A 15,474-nucleotide genomic window follows, 5' to 3' on the forward strand; every position below is an offset into this window, starting at 1 on the left:
GCGGCTCCGAGGGTTTTTATGGTTATGCAGCTGTTTTGGGTTGTGTGGCGTTGAGCAGCGAGCGACCGATGAAATCCTTGTCGCCCGTGACACCCGGCAGGGTGAAGAAGTAACCGCCGCCGACCGGTTTGAGGTACTCCTCAAGTGGCTCGCCGTTGAGCCGGGTCTGCACGGTGATAAAGCCTTTTTCCAGATCGGCCTGGTAGCAGATGAACAGCAGCCCCATGTCGAGCTGGCCGTTCTTGTTGACGCCGTTGGAGTAGTTGAACGGCCGGCGCAGGATCAGGTTGGCCTGGCTCGCGGCGGTGCGCGGGTTGGCCAGGCGAATGTGCGCGTCGAGTTTGGTCAGCTTGCCTTCCGGGTCCTTGCTGTAATCCGGGACCTCGGTTTCATGGTTGGCGCCCATCGGTGCGCCGGTGGTCTTGACCCGGCCGATGATGCTTTCCTGTTCCTGCAGCGGCGTACGGTCCCAGCGCTCGACGAAGTTGCGGATGATCCGCACCGCTTGATAGCTGCCGTGCGCGGCCCAGGCCGGCTCATCGCTGCCCGGTTGCACCCAGACAAGCTTGTCCATCGCCTTGGCGTCGTTGGAATCGGGATTGGCCGAGCCGTCACGGAAACCGAGGAAGTTGCGCGCCGATTGCGCCGGCACCCCCGGTTTGGCCGGGGCTTGCGGCGGCACGCTGCCTTCCTGCTTCCAGCGCACCAGCAGCAGGTCCGGCAGGTTTTTGACGATGTCGCGCAGGGCGTGAATGTTGGTGTCGGCGGTGTTCGAGCAGAACTGCAGGCTCAAGTCGCCGTGGCAGCAATCAGCCTCCAGCGCATCGTTGGGGAAACCGACCATGCGTTGCAGACGTTTCGGTTTGGCATCGGCCAGGCCGAAACGCTCGTCGAACAGCGATTCGCCCACCGAGACGGTGATGGTCAGGTTGTCCGGAGTCACCACCGGGCCGAGGATGCCGGAATCCGGCGGCGGCAGTTTCGGGTCGATCTGTGCCACCGGGCCGCCCTTCATCAGAAACGCAATGCGCTCGTTGAGGGTGCGGAACAGCCGCTCAAGGTCTTCGCGATCACTGGCCAGCACGTCAAACGACACGAACATGCCGGACGCCGGGCGTGGGGTGACGATGCCGGTCTGGTGCACGCCGTGGAAGTCATGACGGTCTTCGGTCTTGTCGCTGCTTGGCGCTTCGGTGACTTGCGCCGGAGCGGCGGCCATCGCCGGGCAGCTCAGGGCCGAACCGGCCAGCGCAACACCGGCGGCGCCCATGCCCATCAGCAGGCGGCGACGTTGCAGATCGAGGTTTTGCAAATCTTTCATCGGTATTCGTCTTCTGCTTACAGGCCGGAGAGGCCGAGGGCGGGATCGATGCCATCCAGAGCGTCAGCCAGGGCCTGAGCCTTGTCGGCGATCTGTTTGCGTTGTTCGCCGCTGACCGTGTCGTAAGTGGCGTAGCCGTCCTTGACCTTGAAGCTGTTCAGTACGCTGTCGAAATCGCTCAGTGCGCTGTCGATTTTCGGCAGCAGGTCCGGCGCCGATTTGCTCAACATTGGCCGCAGCAATTCGACGACCTTGTGTGCGGTCTCCAGATTGCCGGCAAAACCGTTGAGGTCGGCGTGGCTGTAGCGTTCCTCTTCACCGCTGGCGGCGCGCACATCGGCCAGGGTGTTGAGGTTGCGCACCACGATGCTCACCAGTTGTTCCGGCGGCAGCGACTGGGCCAGCAGTTGCTGTTTGAGCGTGGTGACGTCGGTCAGCAGGCGCTGGGCAATGGGCGCCAGATCGTCGAGTTTGCGTTGCTGGAACAGCGCGTATTCGATGCGGTGGAAGCCGGCGAAGGCCGGATCCTGCTCGCGTTTTTCGAAGTAGTCGGCGCGGGCATTGATGCTGTTGTCCAGTTCCGCCAGACGTTGCGCCGCCGGGGCCAGACGCTGATAGGCGGCGCGCGCCGGCAGGTACAGCGCTTGCGCCTGGGCGAGGTCGCCGCTGGCGATTGCGTCGTTGAGCGCAGTGACGGCTTTGATCAGTGCGCTGCTCTGGCTCGCCAGATACACGCGGAACTCCGACAGCGGCCCGACGAAGGCGACCATCGACGGCTTGGCCTTCGCAGCCGCGTCGGAAGCTGCGGTCGGCGTTACGTGCAGCACGCCACGCGGATTGCTCAGCAGACCGCAAGTAATCGCGTAGTCGCCGGGTTGCAGGTTGGCGTTGATCACCTGGCTCAGGCCCGGTGCGATGTTCTCGCGCTCTTCGATCACCAGCACACCGTCGAGAATTTCCCACTCCACTGCGCGGTCGGAGCGGTTGACGATGCGGAAACTGGCGCGGCCGGCGGGAACCGTCAGCTCGTTCGGCTCGCAACTGTGCGCGTTGATGTTGACCACCACTTCGTCATGGTTGTGCTGACGCTTGGCCGCAGCCATTTTCGAGGCGTAGTAGAACAGGCCACCGGCGGCAATCATCACGACCACCGAACCGGCCACCGCCCAGCGCAAGGCGCGGGGAGGGGAGGCCTGGGGAGTATTAGGCTTTGACATGGATGCCCTTATTGGCTGGAAACGGAAGACGATTTGGCTGACTTGGGCGCAGCAGGCGCGGCGGGGTAGAAAAACACCACCAGCGCCACCACCAGATAGATCAGATACGCACCGAGGGTGCTGACGGTCGGCGCATCCTGATAACCGAACATGCCGGCCAGCACCGAGCCCAGCGGGCCATCCATCGGCAGCGTCGCGCTGAAGTCGAACAGCACGGTTTGCAGGTGATTCCACAGGCCGGCTTCATGCAGGGCTTGCACCGAGTTGGCGAGAATCCCGGCGGCGACCACCAGAATGAACAGCCCGGTCCACTTGAAGAACGCCGAGAGGTTCAGACGCATGCTGCCGCTGTAGATCAGAAAACCGACGACAATCGCCAGCACCAGGCCGAGCAGGGCACCGATCGGCGCGCCCGGGCCTTCGCTCTGCTGGAACACCGCGAGCAGGAAGAACACGGTTTCCAGGCCTTCGCGAGCCACGGCGAAAAACACCATGGCGATCAGCGCGATCACCTGATGCTTTGACGAGGTCAGGGCGTGATCCAGCGAGGCCTGCAACGAATGCTTGATCGACCGCGCGACCTTGCGCATCCAGAACACCATCGAACTGAGAATACCCACGGCCACCAGCCCGACCACGCCTTCGAACAGTTCCTGCTGTTTCTGCGGGAATTCGGCGCTGACCAACTCCAGACCACCGCCGACCAGCAGCGCCAGCGCAGCGGCGAGAAACACGCCGATCCACACCGCCGGCATCCATTGGCCACGGCCGGTTTGTTGCAGGTAGCTGGCGATGATGCCAACGATCAGCGCGGCTTCGATGCCTTCGCGCAGCATGATCAGAAAGGGAACGAGCATTCGGTGTCCACTAAGTCATTCGAAGAAGTTACAAGTTGTAACATAATGACAACCATTCTCACATGACAATGATTGACATAAACCTGAACGCAAGCTGAACAACCTGTTTTTTGCCACGCACAAATCCCTGTGGGAGCGAGCTTGCTCGCGAAGGCGGCTGACCGGTAGACATCTCTGTGACTCATTCAACGCTTTCGCGAGCAAGCTCGCTCCCACAGGGGATCTGAGTCATGTTTGGGGTAAGATGCCCCTCACTCGAAAACAACAAGGCCTGCCTCGCTCCATGTCGGAAAAAGACACCATCGCCGTGCAACTGGTGCGTGAAGCGCTGCTGCAAAGTTGTGCCCCGGGCGTGGCCACGGATGAAGTCTTGAACAAGGTCGGGATTGCTCCGGCGCTGCTGCACAGCGAACAGGGGCGGGTGCCTGCCTCGCAATACGCGAAACTCTGGCGCTTGCTGGCCCGGCGCGGTGATGACGAGTTCTTCGGCATGGATCCGCGCCGTCTCAAGTCCGGCAGCCTTGAGTTCCTGTGTCGTAGCGCCATGACGCAACCGACGCTGGCCGCCGGCCTGGGCATGGGCCTGAATTTCCTCTCCTTGATGCTGGAAAAAATGCCCGCGCAATTGGCGCATCAGCAAAGTCTGGCGGAAATCGTCCTGCTCGAAGACGATCCCGAACCGCGCCGCGCCTTCACTTACTTTACCTACTGGATGATCGTCCACGGCGTGGCCTGCTGGCTGGCGGGGCGGCGGATTCCGATTCTGGCGATCGAACTGCGCTGCGCCGAGCCGGATTTCTGCGACGACTACCGGGTGATGTTCTCGGAAAACCTGCGCTTCGACCGTCCGCGCACACGGATGATCTTTGCTGCTGACTGCCTCGACCTGCCGATCAAGCGTACGGCCGAGGAACTGAAGCGCTTTCTGGCCCATGCGCCGGCGAACATTCTGGTGAAATACCGCGACCCGGAAAGCCTCGCCAGCCGGATCAAACAGGATCTGCGGCAGCTACCCGCCGAACAATGGCCGGAGACCGAAGCCCTGGCGCAACAACTGTGCATGTCCGCCTCGACCCTGCGCCGGCGCTTGTCCGAGGAGGGGCAGACCTATCAGGGACTCAAGGACAGCGTGCGCAAGGAACTGGCGATCACCTGGCTGGCCGAGCCGTCGATCAGCTTCGTCGAAATTGCCACGCGGCTGGGGTTTGCCGATGCGAGCTCGTTCTACAAGGCGTTTCGCAAGTGGTCGGGGTCCAATCCTGGGCATTACCGCACGCTGATCCTTAACGAAGCGGTCTGATTCAGAGTATCTGTCGCCTGGCACGGCCCTATCGCTGGCAAGCCAGCTCCCACAGATTTTGCGCTAACACTGTGGGAGCTGGCTTGCCAGCGATAGGGCCAGTCAGGACAACGCATCGTTTGAACCTTGGCCAAACCAGTCAGCCACTTTGAGGGCTTTGACCATTGCCGCCTCCGCGCCGCAGCGCGACTATCCCTGTGTTGTTTACGCCTCCCAGCCTAATAAAAACACAGAGGGATTCTGGCAATGCGCGATTACTTGTCTGCCACCGAACAGTTCAACTATCAGCACACCGTGGACGCTGCGCTCAGCGGCACGCTGGAGGCGCTCAACGCCTGCATCGAATGTTGCGACCGCCACGCCTTGCCGGGGCGCATTGCGCTGTTCTGGGAGGGCCGCGACGGCGCCAGTGCCACGTACACCTTCAGCGAGCTGCAAGACAAAGCCGCGCGTTTCGCCAATTTCCTTCTCGAACAAGGCGTGCAGAAGGGCGACAAGGTCGCCGGCCTGCTGCCACGCAACATCGAATTGCTCATCACCGTGTTCGCCACCTGGCGCATTGGCGCGGTGTATCAGCCGTTGTTCACCGCATTCGGCCCCAAGGCCATCGAACATCGCCTGAACAGCTCCGGCGCCAAAGTGGTGGTCACCGACGCGGTCAACCGGCCGAAACTCGCTGAAGTCAGCGATTGCCCGACCGTCGTCACCGTCGGCGGCGCCAAAGGTCAGGGCATTGTGCGTGGCGATTTCAGTTTCTGGGCCGAGCTGGCCAACTATTCCAATCTCTGCGAGCCGGTGCTGCTGAGCGGCGAAGAGCCGTTCCTGCTGATGTTCACCTCGGGCACCACCGGTCCGTCGAAAGCACTGTCGGTGCCGCTCAAGGCGATCGTCGCGTTCCAGAGCTACACCCGCGATGCGGTGGATCTGCGTCCTGAAGATTCGTTCTGGAACGTCGCCGATCCGGGCTGGGCCTACGGCATCTATTTCGGCGTCACCGGCCCGCTGTCGATGGGGCATCCGATCACCTTTTACGATGGCCCGTTCACCCTCGAAAGCACCTGCCGGGTGATCAACAAATACGGGATCACCAATCTCACTGGCTCGCCGACCGCGTACCGCTTGTTGATTGCCGGCGGCAACGAGTTCGCCAAGTCGATCAAGGGCAAGCTGCGTATCGTCAGCAGCGCCGGCGAACCGCTCAACCCGGAAGTGATCCGCTGGTTCGCCGACAACCTCGACGTGGTGATTCACGACCATTACGGCCAGACCGAACTGGGCATGGTCCTGTGCAATCACCACGGTCTGCAGCACCCAATCCACCTCGGCGCCGCCGGTTTTGCCTCGCCGGGCCACCGCATCGTGGTGCTCGACGAGCAGTACAACGAACTCGGCGTCGGCCAGCCGGGCATTCTCGCCATCGACCGCACGCAGTCGCCGATGTGCTGGTTCGGCGGTTACCAAGGCGTGCCGACCAAAGCTTTCGTCGGCGATTACTACCTCAGCGGCGACACTGTGGAGTGGAACCCGGACGGCAGCATCAGCTTCGTCGGCCGCAGCGACGATGTGATCACCACCTCCGGTTATCGCGTCGGCCCGTTCGACGTCGAAAGCGCGCTGATCGAACACCCGGCGGTGGTCGAAGCCGCCGTGGTCGGCAAGCCGGATCCGGAGCGCACCGAACTGGTCAAGGCCTTCGTCGTGCTCAACCCGCAATACCGCGCCGAACCGGCGCTGGCCGAAGAGTTGCGGCAACACGTGCGCAAGCGTCTGGCCGCGCATTCGTACCCGCGGGAAATCGAATTTGTCAGCGAATTGCCGAAAACCCCAAGCGGCAAATTGCAGCGCTTTATCTTGCGCAACCAGGAAATCGCCAAGGCTCAAGAGGCCGCGGTGCACAACGTTTCAGCTTGAATCAGGAAGTCAGTCATGCAGATCGAGAACAAGGTTTTTATCGTCACCGGCGGCGCCTCTGGGCTCGGTGCGGCCACCGCGGAATTGCTGGTCAGCGCCGGCGCCAAAGTGATGCTGGTGGACATGAACGCCGAAGCGGTAGCCGCCCAGGCGCAGCGACTCGGCGCGCAAAGCGTGGTGGCCGACATCAGCAACGAAGCCGCCGCCGAAGCTGCGGTGCAGGCCACGCTCAAAGCCTTTGGCAGTCTCAATGGCCTGGTCAATTGTGCCGGCATCGTTCGCGGCGAGAAGATCCTCGGCAAGAACGGCCCGCATGCACTGTCCAGCTTCGCTCAGGTGATCAACGTCAACCTGATCGGTAGCTTCAACATGCTGCGCCTTGCAGCAGCCGCGATTGCCGAGAGCGAAGCCAATGCCGACGGCGAGCGCGGGGTGATCATCAACACCGCCTCGGTCGCTGCGTTCGACGGCCAGATCGGTCAGGCGGCGTATTCCGCCTCCAAAGGCGCCATCGCCAGCCTGACCCTGCCGGCCGCCCGCGAACTGGCGCGTTTCGGTATCCGCGTGATGACCATCGCCCCGGGCATTTTCGAAACCCCGATGATGGCCGGCATGACCCCGGAAGTGCGCGACTCGCTGGCCGCCGGCGTACCGTTCCCGCCACGCCTTGGGAAACCTGCCGAGTACGCCACGCTGGTTAGGCATATCATCGAAAACAGCATGCTCAACGGTGAGGTGATCCGTCTCGACGGCGCCTTGCGCATGGCCGCCAAGTAAGGAGGATTTGTCATGACCATTTCCAACGATCCGATTGTTATCGTCAGCGCCGTCCGCACGCCGATGGGCGGTTTTCAGGGCGAACTGAAAAGCCTCACCGCGCCGCAACTCGGCGCCGCCGCGATCAAGGCTGCAGTTGAACGCGCCGGCATTGCCAGCGACGCGGTTGATGAAGTGTTGTTCGGTTGCGTATTGCCCGCCGGCCTCGGTCAGGCACCGGCGCGGCAGGCGGCTCTGGGCGCCGGGCTGGATAAATCCACCCGTTGCACCACGGTCAACAAGATGTGCGGCTCGGGCATGGAAACCACCATTCTGGCCCACGACATGCTGCTGGCCGGCAGCGCCGATGTGGTGATCGCCGGCGGCATGGAAAGCATGTCCAACTCGCCGTATCTGCTGGACCGTGCACGCGCCGGTTACCGCATGGGCCATGGCCGGGTGCTCGACTCGATGTTCCTCGACGGCCTCGAAGACGCCTACGACAAGGGCCGCCTGATGGGCACCTTCGCCGAAGACTGCGCCGAAACCAACGACTTCAGCCGCGAAGCCCAGGATGCGTTTGCCATCGCTTCAACCACTCGGGCCCAACAGGCGATCAAGGACGGCAGCTTCAAGGCCGAGATCGTGCCGCTGACCGTGACCGTCGGCAAGGAACAAGTGCTGATCAGCCACGACGAGCAACCGCCGAAAGCCAAACTGGACAAAGTCGCCTCGCTGAAACCGGCGTTCCGCGAAGGCGGCACGGTGACGGCGGCCAACTCCAGCTCGATCTCCGATGGCGCGGCGGCGCTGGTGCTGATGCGCCAGTCGCAAGCGCAGAAACTCGGGCTTAAACCGCTGGCGGTGATTCACGGTCACGCGGCGTTTGCCGACACGCCGGGCCTGTTCCCGGTGGCGCCGATTGGCGCGATCAAGAAACTGGTGAAAAAGACCGGTTGGGCGCTGAACGAGGTCGATCTGTTCGAAATCAACGAAGCGTTCGCCGTGGTGGCGATGGCGGCGATGACCCACCTGGAAATCCCCCATGACAAGCTCAACGTGCACGGCGGCGCCTGCGCCCTGGGCCATCCAATCGGCGCCTCGGGCGCGCGGATTCTGGTGACCTTGCTCTCGGCCCTGCGCCAGAAAAACCTGAAGCGCGGGATCGCGGCGATCTGCATCGGCGGCGGCGAAGCCACGGCGATAGCCGTGGAATGCATCTACTAAACGCACTCCCCCTGTAGGAGCTGCCGAAGGCTGCGATCTTTTGATCTTGCTTTTAAAAATCAAAGTCAAAAGATCGCAGCCTGCGGCAGCTCCTACAGGAGATCGTGCGTAACCCGGATTAAGGATTCACCATGATTCCCAACGAAGACCAGACCCAGATCCGCGACATGGCCCGGCAGTTTGCCGAGGAGCGGCTGAAACCGTTCGCCGCCGAGTGGGATCGCGAGCATCGTTTCCCCAAGGAAGCCATCGGCGAAATGGCCGAACTGGGCTTCTTCGGCATGCTCGTGCCGGAGCAATGGGGCGGCTGTGACACCGGCTACCTGGCGTACGCCATGGCCCTGGAAGAAATCGCCGCCGGCGACGGCGCCTGCTCGACCATCATGAGCGTGCACAACTCGGTCGGTTGTGTGCCGATCCTCAAGTTCGGCAACGACGATCAGCGCGAACGCTTCCTCAAACCGCTGGCCAGCGGCGCCATGCTCGGCGCCTTCGCCTTGACTGAACCGCAGGCGGGCTCCGACGCCAGCAGCCTGAAAACCCGCGCGCGCCTTGAGGGCGATCATTACGTGCTCAACGGCTGCAAACAGTTCATCACCTCCGGGCAGAACGCCGGGATCGTCATCGTGTTTGCGGTGACCGATCCGAGTGCCGGCAAGCGCGGCATCACGGCGTTCATCGTGCCCACCGATTCGCCGGGCTATAAAGTTGCCCGGGTCGAAGACAAGCTCGGTCAGCACGCCTCGGACACCTGCCAGATTCTGTTTGAGGATGTGAAGGTGCCGGTGGCCAACCGCTTGGGTGAGGAGGGCGAAGGCTACAGAATTGCCCTGGCCAACCTCGAAGGCGGGCGGGTCGGCATCGCCTCGCAATCAGTGGGCATGGCCCGCGCTGCGTTCGAAGCGGCCCGCGATTACGCCCGTGAACGCGACACGTTCGGCAAACCGATCATCGAACACCAGGCCGTGGCCTTCCGCCTCGCTGACATGGCCACGCAGATCGCCGTCGCCCGGCAGATGGTGCATTACGCCGCGGCGCTGCGCGACAGCGGTCAGCCGGCGCTGGTCGAAGCCTCGATGGCCAAACTGTTCGCCTCGGAAATGGCCGAGAAGGTCTGCTCGATGGCGCTGCAGACGCTGGGCGGTTACGGTTATCTCAACGATTTCCCGCTGGAACGCATCTACCGCGACGTGCGCGTCTGCCAGATCTACGAAGGCACCAGCGACATTCAGCGCATGGTTATTTCGCGCAATCTCTGACAAGGAATCTTGCCCATGACTTACGAAACGATTCTGCTGGAAAACCACGGCCGCGTCGGCCTGATCACCCTCAACCGCCCGCAGGCGCTGAATGCCCTGAACGCGCAACTGGTCAGCGAAGTGAACCATGCCCTCGATGGTCTGGAAGCGGATGCGAACATCGGTTGCATCGTCATCACCGGTTCGAAGAAAGCTTTCGCCGCCGGCGCCGACATCAAGGAAATGGCCGAACTGACCTATCCGCAGATCTACATGGACGACCTTTTCAGCGACAGCGACCGCGTGGCTAACCGGCGCAAGCCGATCATCGCTGCGGTCAACGGTTTCGCCCTCGGTGGCGGCTGCGAACTGGCGCTGATGTGCGACTTCATCCTGGCCGGTGACAACGCCAAATTCGGCCAGCCGGAAATCAACCTCGGCGTGCTGCCGGGCATGGGCGGCACCCAGCGCCTGACCCGCGCGGTGGGCAAGGCCAAGGCGATGGAAATGTGCCTCAGCGGGCGGATGATCGATGCTGTGGAAGCCGAACGCTGCGGCATCGTTGCGCGGATCGTGCCGAGTGATGAGCTGCTCGACGAGGCGCTGAAAGTCGCCGCAGTGATAGCCAGCAAGTCTTTGCCGATTGCGATGATGATCAAGGAAAGCGTCAACCGCGCCTTTGAGGTCAACCTGACCGAAGGCGTGCGCTTCGAACGCCGGGTGTTCCATGCGGCGTTTGCCACGCAGGATCAGAAGGAAGGCATGGCGGCGTTTGTGGCCAAGCGTGCGCCGGAATTTCAGGGCAAATAATGCGCTGAGCTGACTGACGCCTTCGCGAGCAAGCCCGCTCCCACAGTGGATTTGTGTACGACACAGATCCAGTGTGGGAGCGAGCTTGCTCGCGAAGCTTTTGAGGCAACATCAAAAGATCGCAGCCTTCGGCAGCTCCTACACCGGTTTCCTGTAGGAGCTGCCGAAGGCTGCGATCTTTTGCTTTTACAGTTGGTAGTTCTTCAGCTCCCGCGCAATTACCATCCGCTGAATCTCGCTCGACCCCTCGTAGATCTGGGTAATCCGTGCATCGCGGTAGTACTTCTCGACCGGATAGTCTTCCAGATACCCATACCCGCCATGAATCTGAATCGCCGAAGAACAGACCTTTTCGGCCATTTCCGAGGCGAACAGTTTGGCCTGTGAGGCCTCCGACAGGCACGGTTTGCCCGCCGTGCGCAGGCGCGCCGCGTGCAGGATCATCAAGCGCGCCGCGTTGATTTGCATGTGCATGTCGGCCAGCAGGTTGGCGATGCTCTGGTGTTCGTTGATCGGCTTGCCGAACTGGATGCGATCGCGGGAATACACCAGCGCCGCTTCAAACGCGGCCCGGGCGATGCCCAAGGCTTGCGCGGCGATGCCGATGCGGCCGCCTTCGAGGTTGGACAGGGCAATCGCCAGACCCTTGCCGCGCTCGCCGAGCAGATTGGCCTCGGGAATGCTGCAGTTGTTCAGGGTCACCGCGCAGGTGTCGGAGGCGCGGATGCCCATTTTGTGTTCGGTGCGATCGACGATGAAACCCGCAGTATCGGTGGGCACCAGGAACGCGGAAATGCCTTTCTTGCCCAGATCCGGATCGGTCACCGCAAACACGATCGCCAGTTTCGCCCGTTTGCCATTGCTGACGAATTGCTTGGCGCCGTTGATCACCCACTGGCCGTCGCGCAGTTCGGCGCGGGTGCGCAGGTTGTGCGCTTCGGAGCCGGCCTGCGGTTCGGTGAGGCAGAAGCAGCCAATCGTCTGGCCACTGGCGAGATCCGCCAGCCAGGTCTTTTTCTGTTCTTCGCTGCCGTAATTCAATACCGGCCCGCAGCCCACCGAGTTGTGGATGCTCATGAACGCACCGGTGGCGCCGTCGCCGGCAGAAATCTCTTCCACCGCCAGCGCATAGGCCACGTAATCGACATAAGTGCCGCCCCATTCCTCGGGCACCACCATGCCGAGCAAACCGAGTTCGCCCATCTTCGCCACCAGCGCGTCGTCGATCCAGCCGGCCTTTTCCCAGGCTTGCGCATGCGGCGCGATTTCGCCACGGGCGAAGTCCCGGGCCATGTCGCGGATCATCACTTGTTCTTCAGTCAGTTCGAGATCGTGCATGGCTCAGCTCCCGCTCTCAGTAAAACCGTGAAAGAAACTCGCGACATGCCCGGCGTTCAGCGCAGCGAGGGTCGGCGGGTTCCAGCGTGGGGTCTTGTCTTTGTCGATCAGCAGGGCGCGCACACCCTCGATCAGGTCGCCGCGCTCGAACCACTGGCGATCCAGATGCAGTTCGAGGGCGAAGCAGTGTTCCAGGCTCAGTTGCCGGCCGCGCCGCAGCATCTCCAAAGTCACGGCCATTGCCAGTGGCGAGCGGGTTTCCAACAGGTCAGCGGTGCTCGTTGCCCACTCATGGCTGTCGGCGACGGTGACCGCGCGCAGTTGCTCGACAATGCTCGGTACGTCCGGCAGGGCGAAGAAATGGTCGATGGCCGGGCGCAGTTGCTTCAGCGGCGCATCGGCGAGGGTTTGCACGCCGTTTTTCGCCAGCAGGTTCTGCAGGTCCTTGAGCGGCGTGTCGCGCCATTCCAGATGATCGAGCTGTTCGTCGAGGCTCGGCAGTTTGCTGCTGTCGACAAACCAGTCCGCCAGCCCGCAGTACAACGCATCGGCCGCACGAATCTGCACGCCGCTGACGCCCAGATAGATCCCCAGTTCACCGGGAATCCGCGAGAGGAAATAGCTGCCGCCGACATCCGGGAAATAACCGATCGCCACTTCCGGCATCGCCAGACGGCTCTTTTCGGTGACCACCCGCAGATCCGCACCTTGCACCAGGCCCATGCCGCCGCCGAGGACGAAACCGTTCATCAAGGCCAGCACCGGTTTGCGGTAATGATGAAGCGTCAGGTCGAGGGCGTATTCCTCGACGAAGAAATCTTCGTGCAGCGTGTCGCCGCTTTTGAAGCTGTCGTACAGCGAACGGATATCGCCACCGGCGCAGAACGCCTTCTCACCGGCACCGCGCAGCACCACGGCGTGCACGCTGGCGTCAGTCGCCCAGGCATCGAGTTGCTGCTGCAACTGACGCACCATGTCGAGGGTGATGGCGTTGAGACCGGCGGGGCGGTTGAGGGTCAGATGACCGATGTGATTGCGAACCTCGGCCAGCACTTCGTTTTGCGTGGCATCCATGGACGGGGTCCGCGGGGATGAAGCCTGAGCAGTCATCACTAACTCCCTGCTTTTATTGTCTTTATTCGAGAAGCTCGCGCGCGAGCGTTGACGGATCGTAACAGTGCAAATTTGCCGTGTACAACCGGGATATGTGCAGGGGGAGTTTGCGTTTTTGCAGCAAGTTAAGGGTTGCCTTTGTGGCGAGGGAGCTTGCTCCCGCCGGGCTGCAAAGCGGCCCGACACCGCGGGTTTACGACTGCTGCGCAGCCGAGCGGGAGCAAACTCCCTCGCCACAATGATCCAGGTGGTTATCGGGTGAAAACTTCGCGGATGCTGCGGCGTTTGGCGTGCAGTTCGCTCGCATGGATCAGTTGTTCGAGGTCTTCGGGAGTGACGTCGATAAACGCTTCCATGTCGGCCAGTGCCAGTTTCAAATCCTCAGCGGTAATTGCCTGGCTATCGACTGGCACCAGTGCCGGCGATGGCTCGGCCGGGCGTTTCGGGTAGCGGATGCGCGTCAGGTTGTTGTAGGCCAGCGCGCTAAGCAGCATGCAGGCGGCGGCGAGCATCACCGGTTCCATGGCTTTCCAGTCCATGGCGATAGTGGCCGGATCGGCCAGCACCAGCGTCAGCGCCAAGGCGCCGGCCGGTGGATGCAGGCAACGCAGCCAGCACATCAGGATCAGCGCGATGCCCGCCGCCAGGCAGGCGCTGCCGAGGGTTCGGCCGAGGACGTGGGCCACCAGCAGCGCGACCACGCTGGCGCACAGGTAGCCGCCGATGATCGACCAGGGTTGCGCGAGGGCGCCGGAAGACACGGCAAACAGCAACACCGCCGATGCGCCCAGAGGGCCGATCAGGTGATACGCCACTTCAATGCCGAACACCTGACTGCACACCCAGACACTGATCAGCGTGCCCAGCGCCATGCCGATGGCGGCGCGGCTCCATTCGGTGGGGCGGGTGTTGATGGCGGCGGGCAACCAGCGAGCGAGCATGTGAATCGGGTCCTTGCAGTAAATTCGGGGCAAAAAAAAGGACTTGTCCGTTTCGGAAAGTCCTCGAAGCGTTCCAACTATTGGGGGAGGAACGCGCACAGTGTGCCGTGCAAAGTCGATGCTGACAAATTCATATAAATGCTGCTTCAGTGCATTATTTTTGAATTGTCGCCACGCGGCGTCCACTGACAAAACACAAATACCCACCCAACGCCGCCAGAGCGCTCAAGGCGTAGAACATGCTCGGCGCCGGCGTGTGCATCAGCAGGAACCCGCACATCACCGGACTCAGCGCACCGCCCAGCGCCGCGAGGTTCTGCGCGCCGTAGTAACTGCCGCGCAGCTCTTCGGGAGCGAGGGTGTCGACGAAGAGGAAATCCGCCGGGTAAATGATCATCTCGCCGAGGGTGAAGATGAACATCGCCACGCACCAGCCGACCAGACTGTCGGCCATGCTGAAGCCGATCAGACCGACGATGAACAACGCGGTGCCGCCGGCAATCCAGTAGCGCAGGTGCTCGCGCTTGAGGAAGCGCCCGATCTGGTATTGCAGCAGGATCACCGTGATCGCGTTGCAGGCGAGCAGGGCGGCCATGGTGTCGAGGGTCTGCTCTTGCGTGTAGGTCACCAGCAGATACTGCGACAGGTACAGGGTGAAGCGCCCGTGAACCAGGGTGCTGAGCAGGCAGCCGAGGGTGAACAGGATCATCGTGCGGTCGTTTTTCAGGATGATCAGGGTGTTCAGGAAACTCTGTGGGGGGCTGGCCTGCGACAGCGGACTGGCCTCACGGGACACGCCCAGCAGCAGAAAAACGCTGCCAGCGGCAATCAGCCCCGCGACGATAAATGGCGCTGAAGGCTGAACCCCGGCAATCACCACGCCGATCATCGGGCCGACGGCGTAGCCAATATTGGTCAACGTGTAGTTCAGCGAAAACGCCTTGACCCGCTGGCCGACCGGCAGGTTTTCACTGAGCATCGCTTTGGAACAGATCAGGAACAGCGCCGACGCCGTTTCACTGATGATCAGCACCAGCGTGACCAGGTACAGATTCTGCGCGAACGTCAGCAGCATCAGGCCGACACCGCTGGAGAGCATGGTCAGAATCAATAGTTGGCGCTTGTCGAGGCGATCGATGATGTAGCCGCCGTACAGCGACAACAGCGTGGCACTGAACACCGCGATGCCCAGCAGCAGACCGACGTCCTGTGGGTTGAGGCCCAGTTTGTTGCTGAGAAACAGGGTCAGCAGCGGACTGATCAGGGCACGGCTGATGACGATGCTCAGCGAAGTGATCATCAGTCGGCGGATCAGGCGGGAGTAGGTGGCCACGGCAGTGCAAATGTCCTTATTTTCATGATGAGAAACCGTGTGGGAGCGAGCCTGCTCGCGAATACCGAGTGTCAGGCACCAACGCAGTTGACTGAGCGGACGCTATCGCGAG

General features: G+C 62.1%; 13 protein-coding genes. 6 read left to right on the forward strand and 7 right to left on the reverse strand.

Going from position 1 to position 15,474, the window contains the following annotated elements; genetic code table 11:
- Positions 1-22 precede the first annotated feature (22 nt).
- From efeB to efeU, 3 genes are read right to left on the reverse strand one after another with little or no spacing between them, the layout of a single operon-like run.
- Entirely contained in the window at positions 23-1,321 is a 1,299-nt protein-coding gene (efeB, locus tag PMI25_RS16005; RefSeq protein ID WP_007963430.1) for an iron uptake transporter deferrochelatase/peroxidase subunit, read from the reverse strand.
- A 17-nt stretch (positions 1,322-1,338) separates the two neighbouring features.
- On the reverse strand, positions 1,339-2,538 hold the full coding sequence (gene efeO, locus PMI25_RS16010; RefSeq protein ID WP_007963432.1) for an iron uptake system protein EfeO: 1,200 nt from the start codon (positions 2,536-2,538) through the stop codon (positions 1,339-1,341).
- Positions 2,539-2,546: 8 nt separating this feature from the next.
- Entirely contained in the window at positions 2,547-3,395 is an 849-nt protein-coding gene (gene efeU, locus PMI25_RS16015) for an iron uptake transporter permease EfeU (RefSeq protein ID WP_007963434.1), read from the reverse strand.
- 283 nt (positions 3,396-3,678) lie between these two features.
- Here efeU and PMI25_RS16020 point away from each other — a divergent pair, with 283 nt between their 5' ends.
- From PMI25_RS16020 to PMI25_RS16045, 6 genes are all read left to right on the forward strand, one after another.
- Positions 3,679-4,695: an AraC family transcriptional regulator gene (locus PMI25_RS16020; protein ID WP_007963436.1), complete on the forward strand. Its 1,017-nt coding sequence runs from the start codon at positions 3,679-3,681 to the stop codon at positions 4,693-4,695.
- 246 nt (positions 4,696-4,941) lie between these two features.
- On the forward strand, positions 4,942-6,606 hold the full coding sequence (locus PMI25_RS16025; RefSeq protein ID WP_007963439.1) for an AMP-binding protein: 1,665 nt from the start codon (positions 4,942-4,944) through the stop codon (positions 6,604-6,606).
- A 15-nt stretch (positions 6,607-6,621) separates the two neighbouring features.
- Entirely contained in the window at positions 6,622-7,383 is a 762-nt protein-coding gene (locus tag PMI25_RS16030) for an SDR family NAD(P)-dependent oxidoreductase (RefSeq protein WP_007963441.1), read from the forward strand.
- A 12-nt stretch (positions 7,384-7,395) separates the two neighbouring features.
- On the forward strand, positions 7,396-8,589 hold the full coding sequence (locus PMI25_RS16035; RefSeq protein WP_007963444.1) for an acetyl-CoA C-acyltransferase: 1,194 nt from the start codon (positions 7,396-7,398) through the stop codon (positions 8,587-8,589).
- Positions 8,590-8,720: 131 nt separating this feature from the next.
- On the forward strand, positions 8,721-9,848 hold the full coding sequence (locus tag PMI25_RS16040) for an acyl-CoA dehydrogenase (protein WP_007968974.1): 1,128 nt from the start codon (positions 8,721-8,723) through the stop codon (positions 9,846-9,848).
- A gap of 15 nt (positions 9,849-9,863) precedes the next feature.
- On the forward strand, positions 9,864-10,637 hold the full coding sequence (locus PMI25_RS16045) for an enoyl-CoA hydratase (protein ID WP_007968973.1): 774 nt from the start codon (positions 9,864-9,866) through the stop codon (positions 10,635-10,637).
- Positions 10,638-10,823: 186 nt separating this feature from the next.
- Here the strand turns inward: PMI25_RS16045 and PMI25_RS16050 are convergent, their stop codons facing one another.
- The 4 genes from PMI25_RS16050 to PMI25_RS16065 all read right to left on the reverse strand — a co-directional run bounded on the left by PMI25_RS16050 (position 10,824) and on the right by PMI25_RS16065 (position 15,362).
- Positions 10,824-11,975: an acyl-CoA dehydrogenase family protein gene (locus PMI25_RS16050; protein WP_007969526.1), complete on the reverse strand. Its 1,152-nt coding sequence runs from the start codon at positions 11,973-11,975 to the stop codon at positions 10,824-10,826.
- Positions 11,976-11,978: 3 nt separating this feature from the next.
- Complete coding sequence (locus PMI25_RS16055; protein WP_007969525.1) at positions 11,979-13,085, reverse strand: enoyl-CoA hydratase/isomerase family protein; 1,107 nt, start codon at positions 13,083-13,085, stop codon at positions 11,979-11,981.
- A gap of 254 nt (positions 13,086-13,339) precedes the next feature.
- Positions 13,340-14,029, reverse strand: coding sequence for an HPP family protein (locus tag PMI25_RS16060; protein ID WP_007969524.1), 690 nt, complete (start codon positions 14,027-14,029; stop codon positions 13,340-13,342).
- A 154-nt stretch (positions 14,030-14,183) separates the two neighbouring features.
- Positions 14,184-15,362: an MFS transporter gene (locus PMI25_RS16065; protein WP_007969523.1), complete on the reverse strand. Its 1,179-nt coding sequence runs from the start codon at positions 15,360-15,362 to the stop codon at positions 14,184-14,186.
- Positions 15,363-15,474 lie beyond the last annotated feature (112 nt).

This window comes from Pseudomonas sp. GM30 (assembly GCF_000282275.2).
Classification (GTDB): Bacteria; Pseudomonadota; Gammaproteobacteria; order Pseudomonadales; family Pseudomonadaceae; genus Aquipseudomonas.

Bases quoted from the DNA above. Each gene is read 5' to 3' on its own strand.
- efeB (WP_007963430.1), bottom strand. From the start codon at position 1,321: ATGAAAGATTTGCAAAACCTCGATCTGCAACGTCGCCGCCTGCTGATG.
- efeO (WP_007963432.1), bottom strand. From the start codon at position 2,538: ATGTCAAAGCCTAATACTCCCCAGGCCTCCCCTCCCCGCGCCTTGCGC.
- efeU (WP_007963434.1), bottom strand. From the start codon at position 3,395: ATGCTCGTTCCCTTTCTGATCATGCTGCGCGAAGGCATCGAAGCCGCG.
- PMI25_RS16020 (WP_007963436.1), top strand. From the start codon at position 3,679: ATGTCGGAAAAAGACACCATCGCCGTGCAACTGGTGCGTGAAGCGCTG.
- PMI25_RS16025 (WP_007963439.1), top strand. From the start codon at position 4,942: ATGCGCGATTACTTGTCTGCCACCGAACAGTTCAACTATCAGCACACC.
- PMI25_RS16030 (WP_007963441.1), top strand. From the start codon at position 6,622: ATGCAGATCGAGAACAAGGTTTTTATCGTCACCGGCGGCGCCTCTGGG.
- PMI25_RS16035 (WP_007963444.1), top strand. From the start codon at position 7,396: ATGACCATTTCCAACGATCCGATTGTTATCGTCAGCGCCGTCCGCACG.
- PMI25_RS16040 (WP_007968974.1), top strand. From the start codon at position 8,721: ATGATTCCCAACGAAGACCAGACCCAGATCCGCGACATGGCCCGGCAG.
- PMI25_RS16045 (WP_007968973.1), top strand. From the start codon at position 9,864: ATGACTTACGAAACGATTCTGCTGGAAAACCACGGCCGCGTCGGCCTG.
- PMI25_RS16050 (WP_007969526.1), bottom strand. From the start codon at position 11,975: ATGCACGATCTCGAACTGACTGAAGAACAAGTGATGATCCGCGACATG.
- PMI25_RS16055 (WP_007969525.1), bottom strand. From the start codon at position 13,085: ATGACTGCTCAGGCTTCATCCCCGCGGACCCCGTCCATGGATGCCACG.
- PMI25_RS16060 (WP_007969524.1), bottom strand. From the start codon at position 14,029: ATGCTCGCTCGCTGGTTGCCCGCCGCCATCAACACCCGCCCCACCGAA.